Genomic DNA, 26,472 nt, shown 5'->3' on the forward strand with positions numbered 1-26,472 from the left:
GCGGGGATTGTACATGATGAGGCTTTCCAGGCCCCAGAAATAAAAAAGGCCGGATAATCCGGCCTTTTCACAACACAGGTCTCTTACTTCTCGTTCAGACCGAGTTTTTTCTCCAGATAGTGGATGTTGGTTCCACCATTCTGGAAGTGCTCGTCGCTCATGATGCGCATCTGCAGATCAACGTTGGTTTTGATTCCGTCGATGATCAGTTCCTGCAGGGCGTTCTTCATGCGGGCAATCGCCACGTCACGGTTTTCGCCGTAGCAGATGAGCTTGCCGATCATTGAGTCATAGTACGGCGGTACGGTGTAACCGGCGTAGATATGAGACTCCCAGCGCACGCCAAAGCCACCCGGCGCGTGGAAACGCGTGATTTTACCCGGGCTTGGCAGGAAGGTGTTCGGGTCTTCGGCGTTGATACGGCATTCTACCGCATGGCCTTTCACCACCACTTCTTCCTGCTTGATGGACAGCGGCTGACCGGCTGCGATACGCAGCTGCTCTTTAATCAGGTCAACGCCGGTGATCATTTCGGTAACCGGGTGTTCAACCTGAATACGGGTGTTCATCTCAATGAAGTAGAACTCGCCGTTTTCGAACAGGAACTCAAAGGTACCCGCTCCACGATAGCCGATATCGACACACGCTTTAGCGCAACGTTCGCCGATGTAGCGACGCAGTTCCGGAGTAATGCCCGGCGCTGGTGCTTCTTCGACCACCTTCTGGTGACGACGCTGCATGGAGCAGTCACGTTCTGCCAGATAGATTGCGTTACCCTGACCGTCAGCCAGCACCTGAATTTCGATGTGGCGTGGGTTTTCCAGGTATTTTTCCATGTACACCATGTCATTGCTGAAAGCGGCTTTCGCTTCTGCTTTGGTCATGGAGATGGACTGTGCCAGTTCAGCATCGCTGCGCACAACGCGCATACCGCGACCGCCGCCGCCGCCGGACGCCTTGATGATAACCGGGTAGCCAATGCGTTTAGCATGAGCACGGTTAGCATCCATGTCGTCGGTCAGAGGGCCGTCAGAGCCTGGTACGGTTGGTACACCGGCTTTTTTCATCGCGGTGATCGCAGACACTTTGTCGCCCATCAGGCGGATGGTGTCGGCTTTCGGGCCGATGAAGATAAAGCCAGAGCGTTCAACCTGCTCAGCAAAGTTGGCGTTCTCAGAGAGGAAGCCGTAACCCGGATGAATTGCCACCGCGCCGGTGATTTCAGCGGCGCTGATGATAGCCGGGATGTTCAGATAGCTTTTTACGGACGGAGCCGGGCCAATACAGACCGTCTCATCCGCCAGCAATACGTGTTTTAAATCGCGATCCGCGCTTGAGTGCACAGCGACAGTCTTGATGCCCAGTTCTTTACAGGCACGAAGAATACGCAGTGCGATCTCGCCGCGGTTGGCGATAACAATTTTATCCAGCATGTACGCCTCGTTACTCGATGACGACCAGCGGCTCGTCAAATTCAACCGGCTGACCACTTTCGACCAGAATCGCTTTCACAGTACCTGATTTGTCTGCTTCGATCTGGTTCATCATTTTCATCGCTTCAACGATGCACAGGGTATCGCCTACGTTGACTTTCTGACCCACTTCGATGAACGCCTTCGCGTCCGGGCTCGGGGTGCGGTAGAAAGTACCAACCATTGGGGAACGTACGATGTGACCACTGATTTCTGCTGCAGCGGCAGGTGCGGCTTCAGCTGCTGCTGGTGCAACGGCTGCGGAGAGCGCAGGCTGCTGCACTGGCGCAGCGTAAGCTTGCTGCATTACCGGGAAGCTAGCGGCTGGGGCTGCACGGCTGATGCGTACAGACTCTTCGCCTTCAGAAATTTCCAGTTCGGAGATGCCTGATTCTTCAACCAGCTCGATCAGTTTTTTAATCTTACGAATATCCATGAGTGGGTTCCGTACTCTTGTTTAGTGTGATTGTGACAAGCGTTTTACCGCTGTCTGTAAAGCGTATGAATAGCCGTCTGCGCCCAGTCCACAGATAACGCCAGCAGCGATATCCGACAGATACGAATGGTGGCGGAACGGCTCTCGGGCGTGCACGTTACTCAGGTGGATCTCGATAAACGGGATACTCACCGCAAGCAGTGCGTCGCGGATAGCAACACTGGTGTGCGTAAACGCGGCCGGATTGATCAGGATATAGTCCACATTGTCTTTAGCCTGATGAATACGGTCGATGATTGCGTACTCCGCGTTTGACTGAAAATGATCCAAATCCACATTCAGCGACGCTGCTTCCGTGCTCAAACGGTTAACAATTTCGCTTAATGTCAGCGTGCCGTACTTCTCCGGCTCACGGGTGCCGAGCATGTTCAGGTTCGGTCCGTTCAAAACTAAGATCTGGAACTTATCAGTCATTATGCCGCTATCTCCTGCGATTTTCGGGTAAAAAACAAAATATACCGTCGAAGCGCAAATGTCACCTTTTCAGAGGCCAAAAACCACTGCCAGGCGAACCAAGGTCGCACATTATAACGATTTCGTAGCATTTGGCAGCTAAATACTGGTCTTATCAGGGAAGATTATCAACCGCAATCCAAAAAAGATTTGCGGTTGAGAGGCAATCTGCGGGAAAACGCACAGTTTCGCGAACTATCGCAACCACTGGCGGAACTTCTTGTAACGCCATGCTAAAAGCGCCACGGCCGCCAGCGCGTAAAGGATCGGCTGCGGAGAGAGGATCTTCACCGACCACAGATAATGAATGGGTGCGAGGATCGCGACAAGATAGACGAAGTTATGCAGCAACTGCCAGCGACGGCCCAGCTTTCGCTGCGCATATTGCGTGGATGTCAGCGCTAACGCCAGTAAAATCACCCAGCTCACAATACCCAGCGTCAGATAAGGGCGCGTCACCAGTTCGCGGCCAAGCAGTGTCAGATTGTTAATTCCCAGTTCCAGCAGGGCATAGCTGGTCAGATGCAGCGTGGCCCAGGCAAAACACCATAGCCCCAAAAGCCGACGGGTGCGTATCAATAGTGGCTGTTTAGCGTAGCGCGCCAGCGGCGAGACGAGCAAGGTGGCCAGTAAAAATTTCAGAGCCATCCGACCGGTAAAATGCTGGATATCCTTGGCCGGATCGGCGCTAAAAAGCCCCTGGCTGGCGGCCCAGAACAGCCAGAGAAAGGGGAGTATCCCGGCTAAATGCAGCAGCACTTTCAGCCAGGTAATCTGTTTTGCCGTTAAACGCACTCAGAAGTTCTCCCGTAAATTGAGGCCACGGTACAGCGAGGCCACTTCATCCGCATAACCGTTAAACAGCAGCGTTGGCTGGCGCTTCACGTCCAGCGCGCCGCCGGAACCGATAAAACGCTCGGTCGCCTGCGACCAGCGCGGATGATCCACGTGCGGATTCACGTTGGCGAAGAAACCGTATTCGTCCGGAGCCGCCAGATTCCAGGTGGTTGGCGGACGCTCGCGGGTGAGCTTAATGCTGACGATAGACTTAATTCCTTTGAAACCGTATTTCCACGGCACGGTCAAACGGATGGGCGCGCCGTTCTGCGGCGGAAGCGCCTTGCCGTAAACGCCGACGGTCAGCAGCGTAAGAGGGTGCATGGCTTCGTCAAGGCGTAACCCTTCAACGTAGGGATACTCCAGCCCGCCGCCAATGAACCGGTCTTTCTGGCCCGGCATCTCGTCCGGCGCATACCGCGTCTGGAAAGCGACATATTTTGCGTTGCTGGTGGGCTCCACCATCGCCAGCAATTTATGCAGCGGGAAGCCGATCCAGGGCACCACCATCGACCAGGCTTCCACGCAGCGCATGCGGTAGATACGCTCTTCGAGCGGGAAACGGGTGGTCAGATCGTGGTGGTCCAGCGTCAGGGGTTTTGCCACTTCGCCGTCGATTTTCAGCGTCCACGGATCGGTTTTGAGACTACCGGCGTTGGCCGCAGGATCGGCCTTGTCGAGGCCAAATTCGTAGAAGTTGTTATAGCCCGTCACTTTATCTTCTGGCGTAAGCGTCAGTTTGTTCTGCCATTGGGCGGGTTTCGTAAAGGTGAGCGGGGCGCCGGAAGGGGCCTTCGGCCGATCGTTGCCTTTAAACCAGTCGAGCAGGTCAGCGTGAGCCGAAGGCGAGAGCGAGAGCGCGGTGGCGCTGATGCCAAGCATTTTCAGGATCTGGCGGCGCTGTAACATAAAGACAGACTCGGACGTTACGTCGGCTTCCGTCAGTTTTCGGTTTTTCATGGCATCCTCCGTCATGCGTTTTCCTAAGCATGACGGAGGAGAGTGATTCGCGCGAATATGTCACGAAAATTTGAAGATTAGGCGATTTTCACCAGCGCGCGACCGTGGAACTGGTTATCCATGATCTTACTGGCATAGTCCGGTGCCTGGCTGAGCGTAATCTCCGTGGCGCTTTGGGTGTAGAAAGATTCCGGCAAATCGCGCACCAGACGTTCCCATGCCTCAGTACGACGAGCCGCAGGTGTCATCACGGAATCCACGCCCTGCAGGCGGACGTTACGCAGAATGAATGGCATCACGGTGGTTGGCAGGGCAAATCCGCCCGCCAGTCCGCAGGCGGCCACGCAGCCGCCGTAGTTCATCTGCGCCAGGACTTTTGCCAGCACTTTATCACCGACGGTATCCACAGCGCCCGCCCAGACCTGTTTTTCCAGTGGACGGGTTTCGGCGAATTCGTCACGGCCGAGAATGCGGTTTGCACCGAGCTGGCGCAGGTAATCGTGGGTACTTTCCCGACCGGAAACCGCCGCAACCTGATAGCCCAGCTTGTGCAGTAGCGTCACTGCCGTGCTGCCCACGCCCCCGCTGGCACCGGTGACGACAACTTCCCCCGATTCAGGGCGGATGCCTGCGTCTTCCAGCGCCATCACGCACAGCATCGCGGTAAAGCCTGCCGTGCCGACGATCATCGCCTTGCGGCCATCCATGCCTTTCGGCATCGGCACCAGCCAGTCGCCCTTCACGCGCGCCTGCGTGGCCAGCCCGCCCCAGTGATTTTCACCTACGCCCCAGCCGGTGAGCAGGACCTGCTGGCCCGGATGGAAGCGCGGATCCTCGCTGGTATGTACCCGGCCAGCGAAATCAATACCCGGCACCATAGGGAAATTTCGGATGATTTTACCCTTCCCGGTAATCGCCAGCGCATCTTTATAATTTAAACTGGACCAGTCGATGTCGACGGTTACTTCGCCTTCCGGCAGGCGACTCTCTTCTACCGCCTGCACTGAGGCAAGCGTTTTGCCGTCCTGCTGTTCTAAGATCAAAGCCTGCATACGGGGTCCTCTCGACTCATTTGATTGGAAAATAATTTCTGAAGACTATACTCGCTCAGGGAAACGCAGTGCCGATTTAACGCAATAAATTGCCAGATACACCCGATTTGGTAGTATGCCGCATTTGACATGCAAGTTAGCGCTTACTCGCTACCCCATCAACCCACGGAGTAATCTCAAGGATGCGATTAACGACGAAGTTCTCAGCTTTTATCACCTTGCTGACGGGGCTTACCATTTTTGTCACCCTTCTGGGCTGCTCTCTGAGCTTTTACAACGCCATTCAGGACAAGCTGGTTAACCGGGTACAGTCTGTCGCGTCGGTAATTGATACGCGTCTGCTGACGACGCCGCTACCGGCACTCTCCAGGGAGCTCGATGAGTTGATGGTACCTGTTGATATTGTTCAGATCGACATTCAGCAGGGAAAGCATCGTGTGTTAAGCCACGAACGCCCGGGAAGCTATCGGCCTGCGGGCGTGGTGAGCCAGTATCGGGAAGTGACCGTACATTCCCTTAAAAATCCGGGGATGACCATACACATGGTCTATCTCGATCCGATGGCCAGCTATTTCCGTTCCATGATGACCACCGCGCCTCTCACCGTCGCGGTGGCGTTTATCGTCCTGCTGATCTTTCTCGCGGTCCGCTGGCTGCGCCGCCAGCTCTCCGGCCAGGAGCTGCTGGAGATGCGCTCCGTGCGGATCCTTAATGGTGAACGCGGCCCGCAGGTGCGAGGTTCAGTCCACGAGTGGCCTTCACGCGCCAGCAGCGCCCTGGATACGCTGCTTTCGGAAATCCAGTTTGCCAGCGACCAGCGCAGCCGTATGGATACGCTGATCCGCTCCTATGCCGCGCAGGATAATAAAACCGGCCTCAACAACCGCCTTTTCTTTGATAATCAGCTCGCCACGCTGCTCGACGATTCGGAAAAAGTGGGGACGCACGGGGTGGTGATGATGATTCGCCTGCCTGATTTCGATCTCCTGCGCGACACCTGGGGACAGCGGGCCGCGGAAGAAAATCTCTTTACGCTGATCAACCTGCTCTCCACCTTTATTATGCGCTACCCGGGCGCGCTGCTGGCCCGCTACCACCGCAGCGACTTTGCCGTGTTGCTGCCGCATCGGACGCTGAAGGAGTCGGAAAGCATCGCCAGCCAGCTGCTGAAGGCGGTTGATGCGCTGCCGCAGAGCAAAATGCTCGACAGGGACGATATGGTCCACATGGGGATCTGCGCCTGGCGTGGCGGACAATCGACAGAACAGGTGATGGAGCATGCGGAAGCGGCCACCCGCAACGCCGTGCTGCAGGGCGCGAACGGATGGGCGGTCTATGATGATTCGCTGCCGGAAAAAGGGCGCGGTAACGTGCGCTGGCGTACGTTGATTGAGCAAATGCTAAGTCGCGGCGGACCGCGTATTTATCAAAAACCCGCGGTCATGAAAAACGGCAACGTTCATCACCGTGAACTGATGTGTCGTATTTTTGACGGTACGGAAGAGGTTATTTCTGCGGAATATCTGCCAATGGTGCTGCAATTTGGGCTGTCCGAAGAGTATGACCGTCAGCAAATTAGCCGCTTGATTCCGTTTTTATCATTCTGGCCTGAAGAGAGCCTGGCGTTACAGGTCACCGTGGAGTCATTAATACGCCCGCGTTTTCAGCGCTGGCTGCGTGATACATTAATGCAATGCGAAAAATCGCAACGCAAACGCATTATTTTTGAACTTGCTGAGGCGGATGTAGGTCAACACATCAGCCGGTTACGTCCGGTGGTTCGTTTGATCAACGCGCTCGGCGCGCGCGTCGCGGTGACGCAGGCAGGTTTGACGCTGGTCAGCACCAACTGGATCAAGGAGCTGGATGTGGAGCTATTAAAGCTACATCCGGGGCTGGTAAGGAATATTGAAAAGCGCACGGAAAACCAGCTGCTGGTACAGAGCCTGGTTGAGGCGTGCAAAGGAACGCGAACACAGGTATTTGCCGCGGGCGTGCGCGCCAGAGGCGAATGGCAAATGTTAACAGAGCGCGGTGTAATGGGTGGTCAGGGGGATTTTTTTGCTGCCTCTCAGCCGCTTGACACCAATGTGAAAAAATATTTGCAAAGATACTCGGTTTGACCTGCCGTTTACGCTGTTTTCACGTAGAATATCGCGCCTGTAGCTTTGAGTATGTCGAGCAAAAAGCCAGTGAACGACCTTTAACGGGTTACAAAGGTCAGTAAGGAATGCTGCTGTTTACTCAGCCCTGAGGGAGTCAGGGGATGATTTTGTAACATCAGGAAACGTACTGCACAAATTTTCACCGTTGCAGATGATTTTTGCGCCTTGTCGCTGCTGCGTGTGGTTGGTAAAGTAAGCGGATTTTGTTTTCCGCCCCAGCTTTCAGGATTATCCCTTAGTATGTTGAAAAAATTTCGTGGCATGTTTTCCAATGACCTGTCCATTGACCTGGGTACTGCGAATACCCTTATTTATGTAAAAGGACAAGGCATCGTATTGAATGAGCCTTCCGTTGTGGCCATTCGTCAGGATCGTGCAGGCTCGCCGAAAAGCGTAGCCGCTGTGGGTCATGACGCGAAGCAGATGCTGGGTCGTACCCCTGGCAACATCGCCGCTATTCGCCCAATGAAAGACGGCGTTATCGCTGACTTCTTCGTGACTGAAAAAATGCTTCAGCACTTCATCAAGCAGGTTCACAGCAACAGCTTCATGCGTCCAAGCCCGCGTGTTCTGGTGTGTGTGCCGGTTGGCGCAACCCAGGTCGAGCGTCGCGCAATCCGTGAATCTGCTCAGGGCGCAGGTGCGCGTGAAGTGTTCCTGATTGAAGAGCCAATGGCGGCGGCAATCGGTGCAGGTCTGCCTGTGTCTGAAGCGACCGGTTCCATGGTGGTGGATATCGGTGGTGGTACCACTGAAGTGGCCGTTATCTCTCTGAACGGCGTGGTGTACTCCTCTTCCGTACGTATCGGTGGTGACCGCTTCGACGAAGCCATCATTAATTATGTGCGCCGTAACTACGGCTCTCTGATCGGTGAAGCCACCGCAGAGCGTATCAAACACGAAATCGGCTCTGCATATCCGGGCGATGAAGTGCGCGAGATCGAAGTACGTGGCCGCAACCTGGCTGAAGGTGTTCCACGCGGTTTCACCCTGAACTCCAACGAAATTCTGGAAGCACTGCAGGAGCCACTGACGGGTATCGTGAGTGCGGTAATGGTCGCGCTGGAACAGTGCCCACCAGAGCTGGCGTCCGATATCTCCGAGCGCGGTATGGTTCTGACCGGTGGTGGTGCGCTGCTGCGTAACCTCGACCGCCTGTTAATGGAAGAGACAGGTATTCCTGTCGTAGTTGCAGAAGATCCACTGACTTGCGTCGCCCGTGGTGGTGGCAAGGCGCTGGAAATGATCGACATGCACGGCGGCGATTTGTTCAGCGAAGAGTAGTCGAGTTTGAGAGGGTAGCAATTTGCTACCCTTTCTCTCTGACGCGAGAATACGCATAGCCTATGAAGCCAATTTTTAGCCGTGGCCCATCGCTACAGTTTCGCCTCATTCTGGCGGTTCTGGTTGCGCTTGGGGTCATTATTGCCGATAGCCGCCTCGGTACGTTCAGCCAGATCCGAACGTACATGGATACCGCCGTCAGTCCTTTCTACTTTATATCAAATGGTCCCCGTGAACTGCTCGACTCCGTTTCTCAAACGCTGTCTTCACGAGACCAGCTCGAACTTGAAAACCGGGCATTACGCCAGGAACTGCTGCTGAAAAACAGCGAACTTCTGATGCTGGGGCAATACAAGCAGGAAAACGCGCGTCTGCGTGAGCTGCTCGGCTCGCCGCTGCGTCAGGATGAGCAGAAGATGGTTACCCAGGTGATCTCCACCGTGAACGACCCTTACAGCGATCAGGTTGTGATCGACAAAGGGAGCGTCAACGGGGTGTATGAAGGCCAGCCCGTCATCAGTGATAAAGGCGTAGTAGGCCAGGTTGTTGCCGTCGCCAAACTGACCAGCCGCGTGCTGCTGATTTGCGACGCCACGCATGCGCTGCCGATCCAGGTGCTGCGCAACGACATCCGCGTGATTGCGGCCGGGAACGGCTGTACGGACGATCTGCAGCTGGAACACCTGCCGGCCAACACGGATATCCGCGTGGGCGACGTGCTGGTGACCTCCGGTCTGGGTGGCCGCTTCCCTGAAGGCTATCCGGTTGCGGTGGTCTCTTCGGTGAAGCTGGATACGCAGCGTGCCTATACCGTGATTCAGGCGCGTCCAACCGCCGGTTTACAGCGTCTGCGCTACCTGCTGCTGCTGTGGGGCGCCGATCGTAACGGTACTAACCCGATGACGCCTGAAGAGGTCCATCGTGTGGCAAATGAACGCCTGATGCAGATGATGCCGCAGGTTCTGCCGCCAGCGGACTCTATGGGGCCGCCTGCGCCAGTCCCGGCACCGGCAACGGGGTTAACGCAGCCGCTGCCGGATGCGCCGCCACCGCCTAAACTCTCTTCGGGAGGGCAGTAGTGGCAAGCTATCGTAGCCAGGGACGCTGGGTCATCTGGCTCTCGTTCCTCATTGCACTGTTGCTGCAGATTATGCCCTGGCCGGATAACATTCTCGTTTTCCGGCCAAACTGGGTCTTGCTCATTTTGCTCTACTGGATCCTTGCCCTGCCGCATCGCGTAAATGTCGGCACGGGTTTTGTGATGGGTGCCATACTGGATCTCATTAGTGGCTCTACGCTGGGCGTACGCGCCTTGTCCATGAGCATTATTGCGTACCTCGTCGCACTGAAATTCCAGCTCTTCCGTAACCTCGCGCTCTGGCAACAGGCCCTGGTCGTGATGCTGTTGTCGCTTGCTGCGGATATCGTTGTTTTCTGGGCAGAGTTTTTAGTGATCAACGTCTCTTTCCGACCGGAAGTGTTCTGGAGTAGTGTAGTAAACGGTGTGCTCTGGCCGTGGCTATTCCTGCTGATGCGTAAGGTTCGCCAGCAGTTTGCTGTGCAATAAAAGGTTTCTATGACGTCTTTGTATCTCGCTTCCGGCTCCCCGCGCCGTCAGGAACTCCTGACGCAGCTTGGGGTCTCTTTTGAACGCATCGTGACCGGCATTGAAGAAAAACGTGCTGAGGGCGAAAGTGCTCAACAGTACGTGTCACGTCTGGCGCGCGAGAAAGCGCAGGCGGGCGTGGCCTGCGTGCCGCGCGATCTGCCCGTGCTGGGAGCTGATACCATCGTTATCCTTAACGGTGAAGTGCTGGAGAAACCGCATGACGCCGAACACGCGGCGCGCATGCTGCGCAAAATGTCCGGGCAAACGCATCAGGTGATGACGGCCGTCGCGCTGGCGGACCGCCAGCACGTGCTGGATTGCCTGGTGGTGACGGATGTCACGTTCAGAGTACTTACCGACGACGAGATCGCCGCTTATATTGCCAGCGGTGAACCGATGGATAAAGCAGGTGCATACGGTATTCAGGGGCTGGGTGGCTGTTTTGTCAGGAAGATTCATGGCAGCTATCACGCCGTAGTCGGCTTACCGCTGGTGGAAACGTATGAGTTGCTGAGCAATTTTAACTCACTGCGTGAGGGAAGGGATAATTATGACGGCTGAATTGCTGGTAAACGTAACGCCATCGGAAACCCGTGTGGCCTATATTGACGGTGGCATTCTTCAGGAAATTCATATTGAGCGTGAAGCGCGGCGCGGAATAGTAGGCAATATCTACAAAGGTCGTGTCAGTCGTGTACTGCCGGGTATGCAGGCGGCTTTTGTAGATATTGGACTGGATAAGGCGGCATTTTTACATGCCTCCGACATCATGCCGCACACCGAGTGCGTCGCGGGCGAAGAGCAAAAACAGTTTGCCGTGCGCGACATTTCTGAACTGGTGCGTCAGGGGCAGGACTTAATGGTGCAGGTGGTGAAAGATCCTCTTGGTACCAAAGGCGCCCGTCTGACCACCGATATCACCTTACCTTCCCGCTATCTGGTCTTTATGCCCGGCGCGTCGCACGTGGGCGTTTCGCAGCGTATTGAGAGCGAAAGCGAGCGCGAGCGCCTGAAGAAAGTCGTCAGCGCCTACTGCGATGAACAGGGCGGATTTATCATCCGCACCGCCGCGGAAGGGATCAGCGAGGAAGACCTGGCGTCAGATGCGGCTTACCTGAAGCGCGTCTGGACAAAAGTGATGGAGCGTAAAAAACGCAACCAGACCCGCTATCAGCTCTATGGTGAGCTGGCGCTGGCACAGCGGGTGCTGCGTGACTTTGCCGACGCGCAGCTCGACCGCATTCGCGTGGATTCCCGCCTGACGTATGAAGCGCTGCTGGAGTTTACCGCTGAATATATCCCGGAGATGCCAGGCCTGCTGGAGCACTACACCGGGCGTCAGCCGATCTTCGATCTCTATGATGTCGAAAACGAGATCCAGCGTGCCCTGGAGCGTAAGGTTGAACTGAAGTCCGGCGGCTATCTGATCATCGATCAGACCGAAGCGATGACCACCGTCGATATCAACACCGGCGCGTTCGTCGGCCATCGCAACCTGGATGACACCATCTTCAACACCAACATCGAGGCCACGCAGGCCATTGCGCGCCAGCTTCGTCTGCGCAATCTGGGCGGCATTATCATCATCGACTTCATCGATATGAGTAATGAAGACCATCGCCGCCGCGTGCTGCACTCGCTTGAGCAGGCCCTGAGTAAAGATCGCGTGAAAACCAGCATCAACGGCTTCTCACAGCTGGGGCTGGTGGAAATGACGCGTAAGCGTACCCGCGAGAGCGTGGAGCATGTGCTGTGTAATGAATGCCCGACCTGCCATGGACGCGGAACGGTAAAGACGGTTGAGACCGTCTGCTACGAGATCATGCGTGAAATTGTGCGTGTGCATCATGCCTACGACTCCGATCGTTTTCTGGTCTATGCTTCCCCTGCGGTGGCTGAAGCGCTGAAAGGCGAAGAGTCACACGCGCTGGCGGAAGTGGAAATCTTTGTCGGCAAACAGGTAAAAGTACAAATTGAACCGCTCTATAACCAGGAGCAGTTTGACGTCGTGATGATGTAAGCGCAGTACGCTGCGTGACGAATGCTGACAAGGAGAGATGCGTGAGGCGATTGCCGGGGATTTTATTGCTTACAGGGGCAACGCTGGTCGTGATTGTCGCGTTGCTCGTGAGCGGGCTACGCCTCGTTTTACCGCATCTGGACAGCTGGCGTCCGCAGCTGCTGGCAAAAATCGAATCCACCACCGGCGTTCCGGTGAACGTCAGCCAGGTAAGCGCCAACTGGCAGAATTTTGGCCCGACGCTCGATGTGCGGGATATCAACGCCAGCCTGAAAGATGGCGGCCACCTCAAAATCAAACGCGTGACCCTGGCGCTGGACGTCTGGCAAAGCCTGCTGCATCTGCGCTGGCAGTTTCGCGATCTCACCTTTTATCAGCTTCAGTTTCTGACCAATACGCCCATCTCCGGCGGCGACAGCAGCCAGGGGCTTGAGGCCAACCGTTTCAGCGATCTTTTCCTGCGCCAGTTCGATCATTTCGATCTGCGCGACAGCGAAGTGAGCTTTATTACCCTTTCCGGCCAGCGTGCGGAACTGGCGATCCCCCAGCTGACCTGGCTCAACGGCAGGAACCGGCACCGCGCTGAGGGGCAGGTGAGTCTCTCCAGCCTGAACGGTCAGCACGGCGTGATGCAGGTGCGCATGGATCTGCGTGACGATGACGGCCTGCTAAATAACGGCAAAGTCTGGCTGCAGGCCGACGATGTGGACGTCAAACCGTGGCTGGGCGACTGGCTCCAGCAGAATATGCAGCTGGAAACGGCCCGATTCAGCCTTGAAGGCTGGTTGACCCTGACGAAAGGCGAATTTGCCAGCGGCGATATCTGGCTCAAGCAGGGGGGCGCGAGCTGGAAAGGCGAAAAACAACAGCATCAGCTTTCCGTCGATAACCTCACCGCCCACGTGACGCAGGAGAAAGAAGGCTGGCAGTTTGCCATTCCCGATACGCGGATCGCGATGGACGGCAAGCCGTGGCCGCGCGGTGCGCTGACGCTGGCCTGGATGCCGGAGCAGGACGTTGGCGGCACGGCCAGTAAACGCAGCGACGAGCTGCGCATCCGCGCCAGCAACCTGGATTTGGCCGCCATTGAAGGGCTGCGCTCAATGGCGGCAAAGCTCTCTCCAGACCTGGGCGAGATCTGGCTGGCTACGCAGCCGAGCGGAAAGATCGATTCTCTGGCGCTGGATATCCCGCTTCAGGCGACGGAAAAAACCCGTTTCCAGGCAACATGGAAAGATCTTGCCTGGAAGCAGTGGAAGCTGCTGCCGGGTGCGGAGCACTTTAGCGGCAAGCTGGAAGGCAGCGTGGAGAACGGCAGGCTGACGGTTGATATGCACGACGCCAGAATGCCGTACGAGACGGTCTTCCGCGCGCCGCTGGAAATCGAACAGGGCAACGCAGTGCTTAACTGGCTCCGTAACGATAAGGGCTTCCAGCTCGATGGTCGCCATATCGATGTCAAAGCTAAAGCGGTACACGCGCGGGGTGACTTCCGCTATCTGCAACCGCAGGGGGACGAGCCGTGGCTGGGTATTCTGGCCGGAATCAGTACCGATGATGGCTCGCAGGCCTGGCGCTATTTCCCGGAAAACCTGATGGGTAAAGCGCTGGTCGACTATCTGAGCGGCGCGATTCAGGGGGGTCAGGCGGAAAACGCCACGCTGGTCTACGGCGGTAACCCCCATCTGTTCCCGTACAAACATAATGAAGGTCAGTTCCAGGTGCTGGTGCCGCTGCATGACGCCACCTTCGCGTTCCAGCCGGGCTGGCCCGCGCTGAAAAACCTGGATATCGAACTTAACTTCCTCAATGACGGCCTGTGGATGAAGTCCGACAGCGTGGCGCTGGGCGGCGTGACGGCCAGCAACCTGACGGCCAACATTCCGGACTACTCAAAAGAGAAGCTGCTGATTGATGCCGACATCAACGGTCCCGGCAAGGCGGTGGGACCGTACTTTGAGGAGACCCCCCTGAAAGAGTCGCTGGCGGCGACGCTTCAGCAGCTGCAGCTTGATGGCGATGTGAATGCTCGCTTACATCTTGATATCCCGCTGGACGGTGAGATGACCACCGCGAAAGGCGACGTCCGTCTGAAGAACAACAGTCTGTACATTAAACCCCTTGAGAGCACCCTGAAAAATCTCAGCGGGCAGTTCAGCTTTGAGAACGGTAACCTGAAGAGCGAGCCGCTGACCGCCAGCTGGTTTAATCAGCCCGTGAATATCGACTTCACGACCACAGAGGGTGAAAAGGCGTATCAGGTGGCCGTCAATCTGGACGGTAACTGGCAGCCAGCGCGAATGGATGTCCTGCCGAAGCCGATTGAGGCGTCGGTGGAGGGGGCGGTCGCCTGGCAGGGTAAAGTGGCAATCGACCTGCCTTATCACGCGGGTGCCCAGTACAAGGTCGACATCTCGGGGGATCTGAAGAATCTTCGAAGCCAGCTGCCTGCGCCGCTGGATAAACAGGCCGGACAGCCGCTGCCGGTGAAGCTGAACGTCGAGGGCAACCTGAACAGCTTCGCGCTGACTGGAAACGCGGGCGGGACGAACCACTTCAACAGCCGCTGGCTGCTTAACCGCAAGCTCACCCTCGACAGGGCCATCTGGACGACGGATAGCCGCTCCACGCCGCCGCTGCCAGAGCAGACGGGCGTTGAGCTGAATCTGCCGCCGATGGACGGTGCAGAGTGGCTGGCGTTGTTCCAGAAAGGCGTTGGGCAAAACGTTGATGAAACCGCGCAGTTCCCGCAAACCATTACCGTACGCACGCCGTCGCTGATGCTGGGTGGGCAGCAGTGGAACAACCTGAGTATTGTCTCGCAGCCCGCTGCTAACGGTACGAAAGTGGAGGCCCAGGGCCGGGAGATCAACGGCACGCTGACCATGCGCAATCACGCGCCGTGGCAGGCGGCGATCCGCTATCTCTACTACAACCCGGCCGCCGCGAGTAAAGATAAACCGGCGGATACCTCGCCGCTGAGTCAAACCTCCCGCGTCGACTTTAGCGGCTGGCCCGATCTCCAGCTGCGCTGCGCGGAGTGCTGGCTGTGGGGACAGAAATATGGCCGTATCGACGGTGATTTTGCCATTCAGGGAAATACGCTTACGCTCACCGGTGGATTGATCGACACCGGCTTTGGCCGCATGACGGCAGGCGGGGAATGGGTGAATAATCCGGGCGAGCAGCGAACGTCCCTCAAGGGAGACATTAAAGGCAACAAACTGGATGCGGCAGCCAATTTCTTTGGCATCAGCACGCCGCTGCGCGGTTCGTCATTTGACGTCGATTACGATCTTCACTGGCGCGACGCCCCGTGGAAGCCGGATGAGGCCTCGCTGAACGGCATTCTGAAAACCCGCTTCGGCAAAGGTGAAATCGCCGACGTGAGCACGGGGCGCGCCGGGCAGATCCTGCGCCTGCTGAGTTTTGATGCGCTGCTGCGCAAGCTGCGCTTCGATTTCAGCGATACCTTCAGCGAAGGGTTCTACTACGATTCCATCCGCAGTACGGCGTGGATCAAGGACGGCGTTCTGCATACGGACGATACGCTGGTGGATGGCCTGGAAGCGGATATCGCCATGAAAGGCTCGGTCAACCTCGTGCGCCGCGAGCTGGATATGGAAGCCGTGGTGGCGCCGGAAATTTCCGCGAGCGTGGGCGTTGCGGCGGCCTTCGTGGTGAACCCGATTGTCGGTGCGGCGGTGTTTGCCGCCAGCAAAGTGCTGGGGCCGCTGTGGAGCAAGGTCTCCATTCTGCGCTACCGCATTACCGGTCCGGTCGATAAACCGCAGATTAACGAGGTGCTGCGCCAGCCGCGCAAAGATGCACAGCAATGATTTGACGTGGGCAGGTAATTGCCTCACTCTCAATAAATACGATCTTTATACCGCCACGGGCGGCAACGAACGAGTAGCAATACGATGAGTCTGAACCTGGTAAGTGAACATTTGCTCGCAGCGAACGGCCTGAACCATCAGGACCTGTTCTCCATTCTTGGTCAACTGACCGAACGCCGTCTCGACTACGGCGACCTTTATTTCCAGTCGAGCTATCACGAATCCTGGGTTTTAGAAGACAGCATCATTAAAGATGGCTCTTATAACATCGACCAGGGCGTTGGCGTCCGCGCCGTCAGCGGGGAGAAAACCGGTTTTGCGTATGCCGATCAGATTAGCCTCGCCGCACTTGAGCAGAGCGCGCAGGCCGCGCGCACCATTGTGCGTGATACCGGCGATGGTCGCGTGAAAACCCTGGGAGAAGTGCAGCACTCTGCGCTCTATACCAGCATCGATCCGCTGCAGAGCATGAGCCGTGAAGAGAAGCTGGATATCCTGCGCCGCGTGGACAAAGTGGCGCGCGCGGCAGATAAACGCGTGCAGGAAGTTTCAGCCAGCCTGAGCGGTGTGTATGAACTGATTCTGGTGGCGGCAACGGACGGTACCCTGGCGGCAGATGTCCGTCCGCTGGTGCGTCTCTCTATCAGCGTGCAGGTTGATGAGGACGGCAAACGCGAGCGCGGTTCAAGCGGCGGCGGCGGTCGTTTTGGCTATGACTGGTTCCTGGGCGACGTTGACGGTGAAGCGCGCGCTGACGCGTGGGCAAAAGAAGCCGTGCGCATGGCGCTGGTGAATCTGAATGCCGTCGCGGCGCCGGCGGGTTCATTCCCGGTGGTGCTGGGTGCTGGCTGGCCGGGCGTGCTGCTGCATGAGGCGGTGGGCCATGGTCTGGAAGGCGACTTTAACCGTCGCGGAACGTCGGTATTCAGCGGTCAGATTGGTCAACTTGTCTCCTCTGAACTGTGTACCGTGGTGGATGATGGCACCATGCGCGATCGTCGCGGCTCGGTGGCTATCGACGATGAAGGTACGCCCGGCCAGTACAACGTGCTGATCGAAAACGGCGTGCTGAAAGGCTACATGCAGGACAAACTCAACGCGCGCCTGATGGGCGTTGCGCCAACGGGTAACGGCCGTCGTGAGTCCTACGCGCACCTGCCGATGCCGCGCATGACCAATACCTACATGCTGCCGGGCAAATCCACGCCGCAGGAGATTATCGAATCCGTTGATTACGGTATCTTTGCGCCTAACTTTGGCGGCGGCCAGGTGGATATCACCTCCGGTAAGTTTGTCTTCTCTACCTCAGAAGCGTATCTGATCGAAAAGGGCAAAGTGACCAAAGCGGTGAAAGGTGCAACGCTGATCGGCTCCGGTATTGAAGCCATGCAGCAGATCTCCATGGTCGGTAACGATCTCAAGCTGGATAACGGCGTGGGCGTCTGCGGTAAAGAGGGCCAGAGCCTGCCGGTGGGCGTGGGCCAGCCAACGCTGAAAGTAGACAACCTGACGGTGGGCGGCACAGCCTGACCTGAGCAAACATAAAAAAAGGCGCTACAGATGTAGCGCCTTTTTTTTAACGTAAGTTACCCAGCGGTATCTCCGGATCCGGCTCGTGTGTGATGCGGTTACGCAAGTCACGACGAATAATTTCGATCGACCAGAACCAGACCAGATGGCCTACGATCTCTGAAACGTGTTCATACCACGGCAGCTCAAACAGCGGCGGCGTAAGCCCCATCAGCGGGAAGGAGATCATATGCACAAAGAGCTGAGCTAACGCACCCGCCAGCAAACCCTGCCAGAGTTTAATTTTCGGGAAGACTTCAGCCACGACACAATAGCCAACAGCGAAGACGATGGAGAAAATAATATGCGTTACGCCGACCCAGTTAAATATATGTCCGGCAAATGTATAAACTGCTGCGTTAGGATCGACAACGCCAAGCCAGTCACGTAAAAATACATAGGGAGGATTTAAAAAATTGCGGGAGCAGTCAATCTGACCTGCTGCTCTTATTAATTGCTCAGGTCCGCATGCGCCGGTGAATAAGTCGGCGGGGCTGCGTGGCGGAAGCGGCACTTCGGCTCCCCATTTGACAAAAGCGGAGACGATCCCTGCAATTAAACCGATGAACGCGGCGAGTCCATAGCGCCTGCGTGAAGGCGGTGTTTGTTCAAATAGATTCATTTCTTTTCCTTGTTTAACGTCATCCTGCGAAATACATTTTATTATTCATATCAGCAACAAATTAATAACAGCCTGACGAGCAGACTGCATATAAAGTAATGGGCTGATGGCGGTAGTGTCAATTAGCTATTCCTGATAGTGGCGAAGGAATATTCCTGAATGAATACGGGATTCATCCTGGGAATATTCATCGGTCCTATACGTTCTGGAATAAATGGATTATTCCTTTCGTCTTCCCCGCATCCCCTGAAACAGCTCCGCCACGTCCACAAAATACTCGGTCAGATAGTTAATGCACACCTGGACTTTCAGCGGGAGCTTGTCTTTTTCGGTATACAGGGCGTACACCGGACGCGGATCGGATTGGTAGCGCGGGAAGAGGATCTCCAGCACGCCGCTGTTAATTTCGTTGATCACCCACATCAGCGGCACGTAGGCGATCCCGGCGCCAGCCACCAGCCAGCGCGAAATGGTCATGGGGTCGTTAGTGACAAACCGCCCCTCCGGCAGCAGTTTGGTGGAGATCCCTTCCGGGGCAATCAGCTCAAATTCATTGTCGGGCCGCACGCTGTACTCCAGCCACGAGTGGTTGGTGAGATCGGCGGGTTTCTCCGGCACACCGTACTGGGCCAGATAGCTCTTCGAAGCGCAGACGACCATCGGCATGCTGCCCAGCCGACGCGAGAACAGGCTGGAATCCTGCAGCGCGCCGACGCGGATCACCACGTCCAGGCCGTCGGCAATCAGATCCGGCGCCGGGATACCCGTCACCAGATTGACGGTAAGCCCGGGGTACTCTTTCAGCATATCCGCCGTCATGGCAGCGAGAACATTTTGTGCCATAGTTGAAGAACACCCGATGCGGAGCGTGCCGATGGGGGTGTTGTTGAAGGCGTAGAGCTGTTCGTGAACATCCCGCACTTCCAGAAGCATGCGACGACAGCCCTGATAGTAAATTTTACCCGCTTCCGTCAGACCAATGCTTCGGGTACTGCGGTTGAGCAGCTTGACCTGAAGCTCATCTTCCAGTTTGGACACCGTCTGGCTGATAGAGGAGACGCTCATCTGAAGCTGGCGTGCAGCGGCGGTAAAGGAGCCCAGCTCAACCACTTTGGCGAAGACTGACATGCGTTTTAAACGTTCCATTGTTCACTCTGGCTTAAAAGTGATTTAGATCACATATTATAGATAACAGCATAACAGTTACGTTAATATATTATTAATTACATAACGGCTGCGCCATTCTCGCCCGGCGTTTCTTGCTCTCCTGCGGTGGCGTGCGCTAAAAAATTCTGAAGCCTGCACTCTCTCTTATCAAGGTCAACATGAGTCTGTTTCCCGTTATCGTGGTGTTCGGTCTGTCGTTCCCACCGATATTTTTCGAGCTTCTTTTATCACTGGCGATCTTCTGGCTGGTGCGCAAGGTGCTGGTCCCTACCGGGATCTACGATTTCGTCTGGCACCCTGCATTGTTCAATACCGCGCTGTATTGCTGCCTGTTTTACCTGATATCGCGCATGTTTGTCTGAGGTTGATGTGAAAACGCTAACAAGAAAAATCTCCCGCACTGCCATCACCATGGCGCTGGTTATCCTCGCCTTCATTGCCATTTTCCGCGCCTGGGTCTATTACACCGAATCACCGTGGACGCGTGATGCTCGCTTCAGCGCCGATGTGGTGGCCATCGCCCCTGACGTGGCCGGTCTTATCACGGCGGTTAACGTTCACGATAACCAGCTGGTGAAAAAAGATCAGGTTCTGTTCACCATCGACCAGCCTCGTTACCAGAAAGCGCTGGAAGAGGCGGAAGCGGACGTGGCCTATTACCAGGCGCTGGCTGCGGAGAAACGCCGTGAGGCGGGCCGCCGTAATCAGCTTGGCGTTCAGGCAATGTCCCGTGAAGAGATTGACCAGTCCAACAACGTGCTGCAAACCGTGCTGCACCAGCTGGCGAAAGCAGAAGCAACGCGCGATCTGGCGAAGCTCGATCTGGAGCGTACCGTGATCCGCGCGCCGTCTGATGGCTGGGTGACCAACCTTAACGTCTATGCCGGGGAATTCATTACCCGTGGCTCAACCGCCGTGGCGCTGGTGAAACAGAACTCTTTCTATGTACTCGCCTATATGGAAGAGACCAAGCTGGAAGGCGTACGTCCCGGCTATCGGGCAGAAATCACGCCGCTGGGCAGCAACCGCGTCTTTAAAGGTACCGTCGACAGCGTCGCCGCAGGGGTCACCAACTCCAGCAGTTCGCGTGATGCAAAAGGGATGGCAACGGTGGATTCCAACCTCGAGTGGGTGCGTCTGGCCCAGCGCGTGCCGGTCCGTATCCACCTGGATGAACAGCAGGGCAATCTGTGGCCTGCGGGTACCACGGCGACGGTGGTGATTACCGGTGAGAAAGATCGGGATGCCAGCCAGGACTCGTTCTTCCGTAAAATCGCCCACCGTCTGCGCGAGTTTGGTTAATCGCTATGGGCATCTTTTCCATCGCCAGCCAGCACATTCGCTTCGCCGTGAAGCTGGCGTGTGCCATTGTGCTGGCGCTGTTTGTTGGCTTCCACTTCCAGCTTGAAACCCCGCGCTGGGCAGTGCTGACGGCCGCGATTGTCGCGGCGGGTCCCGCCTTTGCCGCGGGTGGGGAACCCTATTCAGGCGCGATCCGCTATCGCGGAATGCTGCGTATCATCGGGACGTTCATCGGCTGTATCGCGGCGCTCACCATTATTATCCTGATGATCCGCACGCCGCTGCTGATGCTGATGGTGTGCTGTATCTGGGCGGGCTTCTGCACCTGGATCTCGTCTCTGGTGAAAGTGGAGAACTCCTATGCCTGGGGTCTGGCGGGCTATACCGCGCTGATTATTATCATCACCATCCAGTCCGAGCCGCTGCTGGCTCCGCAGTTTGCGGTGGAGCGATGCAGTGAGATTGTCATTGGTATCGTGAGTGCAATTGTCGCGGACCTGCTGTTCTCCCCGCGCTCCATCAAGCAGGAAGTCGACCGTGAGCTTGATGCGCTGATTGTCGCCCAGTACCAGCTGATGCAGCTCTGCATTAAACACGGCGACAGCGAAGAGGTGGATAAAGCCTGGAGCGGGCTGGTTCGCCGCACGCAGGCGCTGGAAGGGATGCGCAGCAATCTCAATATGGAGTCGTCACGCTGGGCTCGCGCTAACCGTCGTCTGAAAGCCCTTAATACGGTCTCGTTAACGCTGATTACCCAGGCATGTGAAACCTACCTGATTCAGAACACGCGCCCGGAAGTGGTCACCGATACGTTCCGCGAACTGTTCGCTGAGCCAGTGGAAACGGTGCAGGACGTGCACAAGCAGCTTAAGCGTATGCGCAGGGTTATTGCCTGGACAGGGGAACGTGACACGCCGGTAACGATCTACACCTGGGTCGGCGCCGCGACGCGCTACCTGCTGCTGAAACGCGGCGTGATCGGGAATACCAAAATCAGCGCGGCGGAAGAAGAGGTACTGCAGGGCGAAGTGGTGATCAAGCCGGAATCCGCCGAGCGCCATCACGCGATGGTCAACTTCTGGCGTACGACGCTTGCCTGTATGCTCGGCACGCTGTTCTGGCTGTGGACGGGCTGGACGTCCGGCAGCGGCGCGATGGTGATGATTGCCGTCGTGACCGCACTGGCGATGCGTCTGCCTAACCCGCGTATGGTCGCCATCGATTTCCTGTACGGCACCCTTGCCGCCCTGCCGATCGGCGCGCTCTATTTTCTGGTCATCATCCCGTCGACGCAGCAGAGCATGCTGCTGCTCTGTATTAGCCTGGCGGTGATGGCGTTCTTTATCGGTATAGAAGTGCAAAAGCGGCGTCTGGGATCGCTGGGGGCGCTGGCGAGTACGATTAACATCATCGTGCTGGATAACCCGATGACGTTCCATTTCAGCCAGTTCCTCGACAGCGCGTTAGGTCAGCTGGTGGGCTGTTTCCTGGCGATGATGGTGATTCTGCTGGTCCGCGATAATTCGCAGGCAAGAACGGGCCGCGTGCTGTTGAACCAGTTTGTGTCGGCCGCCGTGTCGTCGATGACAACCAACACCGCGCGTCGAAAAGAGAACCACCTGCCCGCGCTCTACCAGCAGCTGTTTTTACTGCTGAACAAGTTCCCGGGCGACATTGCGAAGTTCCGCCTGGCGCTGACCATGATCATTGCACACCAGCGTCTGCGCAATGCGCCGGTGCCGATCAACAACGATCTGTCGGCCTGGCACCGCCAGCTGCGTCGTACCGCGGACCACGTGCTTTCCGCCAGCAGTGATGACAAACGACGTCGCTACTTTACGCAGCTGCTTGCAGAGCTTGATATCTACCAGGAGAAGCTTAAAACCTGGGAAGCGCCGCCTCAGGTGACCGAGCCGGTAGGACGGCTGGTGTTGATGCTGCATCGCTACCAGAATGCCCTCACGGATAGCTGACTGAAGTAAAAAAACCGACGCCAAAAGCGTCGGTTTTTTTGTGGCTATACTTATTCCAGCACGTTCTTACATTTCAGGAAGGGAGGACACATGACGACCCAGGCGCTTCAGGATCACATCCTTTTTCAGACTGGTTATCTGGTCAACGGGATCTGGAAAACGCTGGACACGACCTTCGATGTGCTTAACCCCGCTACCGGGGAAGTCATCGCGAAAGTCGCGAAAGCGGGTAAAGCACAAACCGAAGAGGCTATCGCAGCGGCCACCAAAGCCTTCCCGGCCTGGCGTGCCAAAACCGCGAAAGAGCGCTCGGCGATTCTTTATCGCTGGTACGAACTGATTATTGAGAATAAAAGCTGGCTCGGGCAGCTAATGACCACCGAGCAGGGCAAGCCGCTGAAAGAAGCGGAAGGTGAGGTGGAGTACGCTGCCAGCTTTATCCAGTGGTTTGCCGAAGAGGCCAAGCGCGCCAACGGTGAAATTATTCCGCCGATCAAACCCGGCTCGCGCATTCTGGCGACCCGCGAACCCATAGGCGTGGTGGCGGCGATAACGCCGTGGAACTTCCCAATGGCCATGCTCACCCGCAAATTAGGCCCGGCGCTGGCTGCGGGGTGCACCGGAGTGATCAAACCGGCCAATAACACGCCGCTCAGTGCCTTTGCGCTGCTCACCCTGGCAAAACAGGCCGGCGTACCCGACGGCGTGCTCAACGCCGTGGCCGGGAATACCCATGAAATCAGCGATGCGATTATGGCAAGCCGAGACGTGCGTAAAATCTCCTTTACCGGTTCGACCTCCGTCGGCAAAACGCTGGTGCGTAATGCTGCCGAAACCATGAAAAAAGTCTCGATGGAGCTGGGGGGAAATGCCCCGTATATCGTTTTTGAGGATGCAGACATCGACGCGGCGGTGAAGGGGGCGATTGCCAACAAGTTCCGCAATGCCGGGCAGGTCTGTGTCAGCGTGAACCGTTTTTATATTCAGGAAACCGTCTACGACAAGTTTGTGAATAAACTTGCCGATGCCGTGAAGGCGCTCAAGGTGGGGAATGGCCTTGACGAGGGCGTCGTTGTCGGACCGCTGATTGAATCTGCTGCGGTCGACAAGGTGCGTGAGCATGTCGACGATGCCGTCTCCCGGGGGGCAACCGTACTGGCAGGGGGGAAGCCCCATCCGCTTGGCGGGAATTTCTGGATGCCAACCGTGCTGGGCGACTGCCATGAAGGCATGAAGCTGGCAGAAGAAGAGACGTTTGGCCCGGTTGCGGCGTGTTTCCGTTTCACCTCGGAAGATGAAGTTATCCAGCGTGCCAACAATACGCCCTACGGGCTGGCGGCTTACTTCTATACCCAGAATCTCTCACGTGTTTTCCGCGTTTCCCAGGCGATCGAGAGTGGGATGATCGGCATTAACGAGTGTGCCGTCTCCACGGAACTGGGGCCCTTTGGTGGCGTGAAGGAGTCAGGCCTGGGTCGTGAGGGCTCCGTGCTGGGCCTGGAAGAGTATCTGGAAGTGAAAACCCTTCACATTGGGGGATTATAATAGACAGGGCGGCATCTGCCGCTCGCCTGGACTGGGTGGCTGGCAATGAAAACCTATACCTTTGATTTTGACGAGATCGACAGTCAGGAAGACTTCTACCGTGAATTTATCCGGGTGTTTGATCTTGAACGGGAAAGCGTGACAAATCTGGATACGCTGTGGGACGTGGTGACCGGTAGCCTGCTGCCGCTACCGCTGGAAATTGAGTTCATCCATTTGCCCGATAAGCTGCGCAGACGCTTTGGCGCACTGATATTACTGTTCGATGAAGCGGAAGAAGAGCTGGAAGGGCAGCTGCGTTTTAACGCGCGGCACTGAATGAAAAAAGCCCCTGACCATCAGGCCAGGGGCAAGTCGTATGATGAGATACGACGAGGGTTTATTTATACAGTTCTGCAGTTGCATGCCAGTGGTCACCCTGATTCAGTTCGGTGACGCGATAGCTGCTGGCACCTGCTTTTTCAGCTTTGGCAGCCAGTTCGTGACGGATATCCATCGGAGAGCCGGTAACAGACGTCACGGAGATGCTGCCCATAGGCTGCAGATTTTGTGCCTGGTCGGCATTCACCTGCTGTACGGCTGCGCTTGCGCCGAAAGAGAGAACAGATGCCAGACCGAGGGTTGCGATGATCAATTTGGTTTTCATAGTCTTTACTCCTGAATAGGGTTTTTGCTCAACGGCGAGAAGGGTTGAACCGCTATTTTTATGCCTGGTGCCGTTGAGTGGAGATTTACGTGTTCAGTTATTACTAAAACTTATTTGTACAGCTCAGCGGTGGCGTGCCAGTGTGCACCAGAGCGCGCTTCGATGATGCGATAGGATGACGCACCCTTTTCTTCCGCTTTTTTGTTCAGCATCTCATGCATGTCCATTGGCGATGTGCCGACCGCGCCGACAGAAACCGTACCGATGGCCTGGCGGGATTGCGCTTGGTCAGCATTGATAGCGTCAGCCGCGAAGGCACCGAATGACAGGACAGACAGGACGCTCAGCGCCGCTACAGTTGATTTGATTTTCATGATTCTTACCTCGTCGAATTTTTTAGTGGGGTCTTGTTTCGTGACCCTCATCACAAAATCAAGTATACACTAATAACGGAAAAAATTAATACCAGACTAATGGTTTCTATTGTTATTACGTGTTAACCAGTCTTTTTTTTATAACCAAATTGCATAATATTGGGTGTTTTTTGCACATTTTAGTTGGTTATATCTAATGAAATCATATGGATATCAGCTTTTGATTTTTTGTGCGATTTTTTGATTTAGCATTCACCAGGTGAATGTTAATGGGTGGTAAAAAGCACTATTTGTCAAAGGCAGAGGCAGTGAAAAAGAGGGGGAAACGGTGTGGAGGCAGAACGATCCCCGCAGCGGCGCTACGGGGAAAGGGGATTAGAGTTCCTGTTCGAACAGAACCAGAATCGCTTCGTGGAGATCTTTAACGGAGAAACCGCTGGCTGGCGTGGTAAAGATGGTGTCATCACCGGCGATAGTCCCGAGGATACCTTCCGTTTTACCCAATGAGTCCAGCATGCGGGCAATCAGCTGTGCGGCACCTGGGCTTGTGTGGATCACCACAACGGCATCGTTGTAGTCGATATCCAGAACCAGATTCTTGAGCGGGCTGGAGGTGGTCGGCACGCCAAGTTCAGCCGGCAGGCAATAGACCATCTCCATCTTGGCGTTACGGGTACGTACCGCGCCAAATTTCGTTAACATGCGGGAGACCTTCGACTGATTGATGTTGTCGAAGCCCTGTTCCTGCAGCGCCTGAACAATTTCTCCCTGAGAACTGAATTTCTCTTCTTTAAGTAGCGCTTTAAACGCCTTTACTAATTCTTCTTGCTTAGACGAGCTTCGCATAAGTCACCCGGAATATGACGATAGAAACAACATTATTATGCATGTGGATGAATTTTTATGCAAATTATCTACTCAGCGCCAGGCTGAAATAATGTTATGAAAGGGAATGATTTTATCAGAATTCGTTATCAGAAAACATGCCTGGGTCACGCCGCGCAAATAAGCTTAAAAGTAAATTAAATGTTATCAAAATGATGTTGTTTTGGTGGCGGGGCAGGGTGTATTGTAACCACCTCTTAAT

25 protein-coding genes are annotated in these 26,472 nt (G+C 55.9%); 13 read left to right on the forward strand and 12 right to left on the reverse strand.

Annotated elements, in window-relative coordinates; translation table 11 throughout:
- Nucleotides 1-83 precede the first annotated feature (83 nt).
- From accC to LLF79_RS11265, 6 genes are all read right to left on the reverse strand, one after another.
- Entirely contained in the window at nucleotides 84-1,433 is a 1,350-nt protein-coding gene (gene accC / locus LLF79_RS11240) for an acetyl-CoA carboxylase biotin carboxylase subunit (protein WP_003860388.1), read from the reverse strand.
- Between the two features lie 10 nt (nucleotides 1,434-1,443).
- Nucleotides 1,444-1,908: an acetyl-CoA carboxylase biotin carboxyl carrier protein gene (gene accB, locus LLF79_RS11245; RefSeq protein ID WP_008502856.1), complete on the reverse strand. Its 465-nt coding sequence runs from the start codon at nucleotides 1,906-1,908 to the stop codon at nucleotides 1,444-1,446.
- Between the two features lie 21 nt (nucleotides 1,909-1,929).
- Entirely contained in the window at nucleotides 1,930-2,382 is a 453-nt protein-coding gene (gene aroQ / locus LLF79_RS11250; protein WP_008502855.1) for a type II 3-dehydroquinate dehydratase, read from the reverse strand.
- A gap of 234 nt (nucleotides 2,383-2,616) precedes the next feature.
- Entirely contained in the window at nucleotides 2,617-3,216 is a 600-nt protein-coding gene (msrQ, locus tag LLF79_RS11255; RefSeq protein ID WP_032675561.1) for a protein-methionine-sulfoxide reductase heme-binding subunit MsrQ, read from the reverse strand.
- A complete protein-coding gene (gene msrP / locus LLF79_RS11260) occupies nucleotides 3,217-4,218 on the reverse strand; it encodes a protein-methionine-sulfoxide reductase catalytic subunit MsrP (RefSeq protein WP_008502853.1) in 1,002 nt (333 codons plus the stop codon).
- Between the two features lie 77 nt (nucleotides 4,219-4,295).
- Entirely contained in the window at nucleotides 4,296-5,270 is a 975-nt protein-coding gene (locus LLF79_RS11265) for an MDR family oxidoreductase (RefSeq protein WP_045354593.1), read from the reverse strand.
- Between the two features lie 182 nt (nucleotides 5,271-5,452).
- Here LLF79_RS11265 and csrD point away from each other — a divergent pair, with 182 nt between their 5' ends.
- Nucleotides 5,453-7,393 carry an RNase E specificity factor CsrD gene (gene csrD, locus LLF79_RS11270; RefSeq protein WP_023326184.1) on the forward strand — a complete coding sequence of 647 codons (1,941 nt, stop codon included), beginning with the start codon at nucleotides 5,453-5,455 and terminating at the stop codon, nucleotides 7,391-7,393.
- Nucleotides 7,394-7,473: 80 nt separating this feature from the next.
- Here the strand turns inward: csrD and LLF79_RS11275 are convergent, their stop codons facing one another.
- Nucleotides 7,474-7,707 (reverse strand): hypothetical protein, encoded by a 234-nt coding sequence (locus LLF79_RS11275; RefSeq protein ID WP_162230876.1) that lies wholly within the window; start codon nucleotides 7,705-7,707, stop codon nucleotides 7,474-7,476.
- Here LLF79_RS11275 and mreB point away from each other — a divergent pair.
- The 7 genes from mreB to tldD all read left to right on the forward strand — a co-directional run bounded on the left by mreB (nucleotide 7,676) and on the right by tldD (nucleotide 17,717).
- On the forward strand, nucleotides 7,676-8,719 hold the full coding sequence (gene mreB, locus LLF79_RS11280) for a rod shape-determining protein MreB (protein WP_000913396.1): 1,044 nt from the start codon (nucleotides 7,676-7,678) through the stop codon (nucleotides 8,717-8,719). The two genes, LLF79_RS11275 and mreB, sit on opposite strands and share 32 nt — an antisense overlap.
- A 62-nt stretch (nucleotides 8,720-8,781) precedes the next feature.
- Nucleotides 8,782-9,798 (forward strand): rod shape-determining protein MreC, encoded by a 1,017-nt coding sequence (mreC, locus tag LLF79_RS11285; protein ID WP_008502850.1) that lies wholly within the window; start codon nucleotides 8,782-8,784, stop codon nucleotides 9,796-9,798.
- Complete coding sequence (mreD, locus tag LLF79_RS11290) at nucleotides 9,798-10,286, forward strand: rod shape-determining protein MreD (protein WP_008502849.1); 489 nt, start codon at nucleotides 9,798-9,800, stop codon at nucleotides 10,284-10,286. Before mreC ends, mreD begins: the two co-directional genes overlap by 1 nt.
- A 9-nt stretch (nucleotides 10,287-10,295) precedes the next feature.
- Entirely contained in the window at nucleotides 10,296-10,889 is a 594-nt protein-coding gene (locus tag LLF79_RS11295) for a nucleoside triphosphate pyrophosphatase (RefSeq protein ID WP_021242285.1), read from the forward strand.
- Nucleotides 10,879-12,348, forward strand: a complete 1,470-nt coding sequence (rng, locus tag LLF79_RS11300; protein ID WP_008502847.1) for a ribonuclease G — start codon at nucleotides 10,879-10,881, stop codon at nucleotides 12,346-12,348. The genes LLF79_RS11295 and rng overlap by 11 nt, the downstream gene beginning before the upstream one ends.
- A 41-nt stretch (nucleotides 12,349-12,389) precedes the next feature.
- Nucleotides 12,390-16,187 carry an AsmA2 domain-containing protein YhdP gene (gene yhdP / locus LLF79_RS11305; protein ID WP_227879546.1) on the forward strand — a complete coding sequence of 1,266 codons (3,798 nt, stop codon included), beginning with the start codon at nucleotides 12,390-12,392 and terminating at the stop codon, nucleotides 16,185-16,187.
- 84 nt (nucleotides 16,188-16,271) lie between these two features.
- Nucleotides 16,272-17,717, forward strand: coding sequence for a metalloprotease TldD (gene tldD / locus LLF79_RS11310; protein WP_021242283.1), 1,446 nt, complete (start codon nucleotides 16,272-16,274; stop codon nucleotides 17,715-17,717).
- 46 nt (nucleotides 17,718-17,763) lie between these two features.
- Here tldD and LLF79_RS11315 read toward each other — a convergent pair whose 3' ends face one another.
- Both LLF79_RS11315 and aaeR read right to left on the reverse strand, forming a co-directional pair.
- Nucleotides 17,764-18,378 carry a YagU family protein gene (locus LLF79_RS11315; RefSeq protein WP_008502844.1) on the reverse strand — a complete coding sequence of 205 codons (615 nt, stop codon included), beginning with the start codon at nucleotides 18,376-18,378 and terminating at the stop codon, nucleotides 17,764-17,766.
- Between the two features lie 219 nt (nucleotides 18,379-18,597).
- Entirely contained in the window at nucleotides 18,598-19,524 is a 927-nt protein-coding gene (aaeR, locus tag LLF79_RS11320; protein WP_008502843.1) for an HTH-type transcriptional activator AaeR, read from the reverse strand.
- Between the two features lie 179 nt (nucleotides 19,525-19,703).
- Between aaeR and aaeX the strand changes: the two genes are divergently transcribed.
- From aaeX to LLF79_RS11345, 5 genes are all read left to right on the forward strand, one after another.
- Entirely contained in the window at nucleotides 19,704-19,907 is a 204-nt protein-coding gene (gene aaeX, locus LLF79_RS11325; RefSeq protein WP_003860416.1) for a p-hydroxybenzoic acid efflux pump operon protein AaeX, read from the forward strand.
- 7 nt (nucleotides 19,908-19,914) lie between these two features.
- Complete coding sequence (gene aaeA, locus LLF79_RS11330) at nucleotides 19,915-20,847, forward strand: p-hydroxybenzoic acid efflux pump subunit AaeA (protein ID WP_021242282.1); 933 nt, start codon at nucleotides 19,915-19,917, stop codon at nucleotides 20,845-20,847.
- Between the two features lie 5 nt (nucleotides 20,848-20,852).
- Entirely contained in the window at nucleotides 20,853-22,820 is a 1,968-nt protein-coding gene (gene aaeB, locus LLF79_RS11335; RefSeq protein ID WP_139963960.1) for a p-hydroxybenzoic acid efflux pump subunit AaeB, read from the forward strand.
- A 90-nt stretch (nucleotides 22,821-22,910) separates the two neighbouring features.
- Nucleotides 22,911-24,365 (forward strand): NAD-dependent succinate-semialdehyde dehydrogenase, encoded by a 1,455-nt coding sequence (locus LLF79_RS11340; protein ID WP_008502840.1) that lies wholly within the window; start codon nucleotides 22,911-22,913, stop codon nucleotides 24,363-24,365.
- Between the two features lie 45 nt (nucleotides 24,366-24,410).
- A complete protein-coding gene (locus tag LLF79_RS11345) occupies nucleotides 24,411-24,683 on the forward strand; it encodes a barstar family protein (protein ID WP_008502839.1) in 273 nt (90 codons plus the stop codon).
- Nucleotides 24,684-24,744: 61 nt separating this feature from the next.
- On the opposite strand, the gene yhcN (LLF79_RS11350) is transcribed toward LLF79_RS11345, so the two are convergent.
- The 3 genes from yhcN (LLF79_RS11350) to argR form a co-directional block, all read right to left on the reverse strand.
- The gene (gene yhcN / locus LLF79_RS11350) at nucleotides 24,745-25,011 is read right to left on the reverse strand and encodes a peroxide/acid stress response protein YhcN (RefSeq protein WP_008502838.1); all 267 of its coding nucleotides are present in this window, start codon (nucleotides 25,009-25,011) and stop codon (nucleotides 24,745-24,747) included.
- 110 nt (nucleotides 25,012-25,121) lie between these two features.
- On the reverse strand, nucleotides 25,122-25,385 hold the full coding sequence (yhcN, locus tag LLF79_RS11355; protein ID WP_008502837.1) for a peroxide/acid stress response protein YhcN: 264 nt from the start codon (nucleotides 25,383-25,385) through the stop codon (nucleotides 25,122-25,124).
- A 375-nt stretch (nucleotides 25,386-25,760) separates the two neighbouring features.
- Nucleotides 25,761-26,231: a transcriptional regulator ArgR gene (gene argR / locus LLF79_RS11360; protein WP_008502836.1), complete on the reverse strand. Its 471-nt coding sequence runs from the start codon at nucleotides 26,229-26,231 to the stop codon at nucleotides 25,761-25,763.
- Between the last annotated feature and the right edge of the window lie 241 nt (nucleotides 26,232-26,472).

The organism is Enterobacter cloacae complex sp. 2021EL-01169 (assembly GCF_020733125.1).
GTDB classification, from domain to species: domain Bacteria; phylum Pseudomonadota; class Gammaproteobacteria; order Enterobacterales; family Enterobacteriaceae; genus Enterobacter; species Enterobacter roggenkampii.

Bases quoted from the DNA above. Each gene is read 5' to 3' on its own strand.
- accC (WP_003860388.1), bottom strand. From the start codon at position 1,433: ATGCTGGATAAAATTGTTATCGCCAACCGCGGCGAGATCGCACTGCGT.
- accB (WP_008502856.1), bottom strand. From the start codon at position 1,908: ATGGATATTCGTAAGATTAAAAAACTGATCGAGCTGGTTGAAGAATCA.
- aroQ (WP_008502855.1), bottom strand. From the start codon at position 2,382: ATGACTGATAAGTTCCAGATCTTAGTTTTGAACGGACCGAACCTGAAC.
- msrP (WP_008502853.1), bottom strand. From the start codon at position 4,218: ATGAAAAACCGAAAACTGACGGAAGCCGACGTAACGTCCGAGTCTGTC.
- LLF79_RS11265 (WP_045354593.1), bottom strand. From the start codon at position 5,270: ATGCAGGCTTTGATCTTAGAACAGCAGGACGGCAAAACGCTTGCCTCA.
- csrD (WP_023326184.1), top strand. From the start codon at position 5,453: ATGCGATTAACGACGAAGTTCTCAGCTTTTATCACCTTGCTGACGGGG.
- mreB (WP_000913396.1), top strand. From the start codon at position 7,676: ATGTTGAAAAAATTTCGTGGCATGTTTTCCAATGACCTGTCCATTGAC.
- mreC (WP_008502850.1), top strand. From the start codon at position 8,782: ATGAAGCCAATTTTTAGCCGTGGCCCATCGCTACAGTTTCGCCTCATT.
- LLF79_RS11295 (WP_021242285.1), top strand. From the start codon at position 10,296: ATGACGTCTTTGTATCTCGCTTCCGGCTCCCCGCGCCGTCAGGAACTC.
- rng (WP_008502847.1), top strand. From the start codon at position 10,879: ATGACGGCTGAATTGCTGGTAAACGTAACGCCATCGGAAACCCGTGTG.
- tldD (WP_021242283.1), top strand. From the start codon at position 16,272: ATGAGTCTGAACCTGGTAAGTGAACATTTGCTCGCAGCGAACGGCCTG.
- LLF79_RS11315 (WP_008502844.1), bottom strand. From the start codon at position 18,378: ATGAATCTATTTGAACAAACACCGCCTTCACGCAGGCGCTATGGACTC.
- aaeR (WP_008502843.1), bottom strand. From the start codon at position 19,524: ATGGAACGTTTAAAACGCATGTCAGTCTTCGCCAAAGTGGTTGAGCTG.
- aaeX (WP_003860416.1), top strand. From the start codon at position 19,704: ATGAGTCTGTTTCCCGTTATCGTGGTGTTCGGTCTGTCGTTCCCACCG.
- aaeB (WP_139963960.1), top strand. From the start codon at position 20,853: ATGGGCATCTTTTCCATCGCCAGCCAGCACATTCGCTTCGCCGTGAAG.
- LLF79_RS11340 (WP_008502840.1), top strand. From the start codon at position 22,911: ATGACGACCCAGGCGCTTCAGGATCACATCCTTTTTCAGACTGGTTAT.
- LLF79_RS11345 (WP_008502839.1), top strand. From the start codon at position 24,411: ATGAAAACCTATACCTTTGATTTTGACGAGATCGACAGTCAGGAAGAC.
- yhcN (WP_008502838.1), bottom strand. From the start codon at position 25,011: ATGAAAACCAAATTGATCATCGCAACCCTCGGTCTGGCATCTGTTCTC.
- yhcN (WP_008502837.1), bottom strand. From the start codon at position 25,385: ATGAAAATCAAATCAACTGTAGCGGCGCTGAGCGTCCTGTCTGTCCTG.
- argR (WP_008502836.1), bottom strand. From the start codon at position 26,231: ATGCGAAGCTCGTCTAAGCAAGAAGAATTAGTAAAGGCGTTTAAAGCG.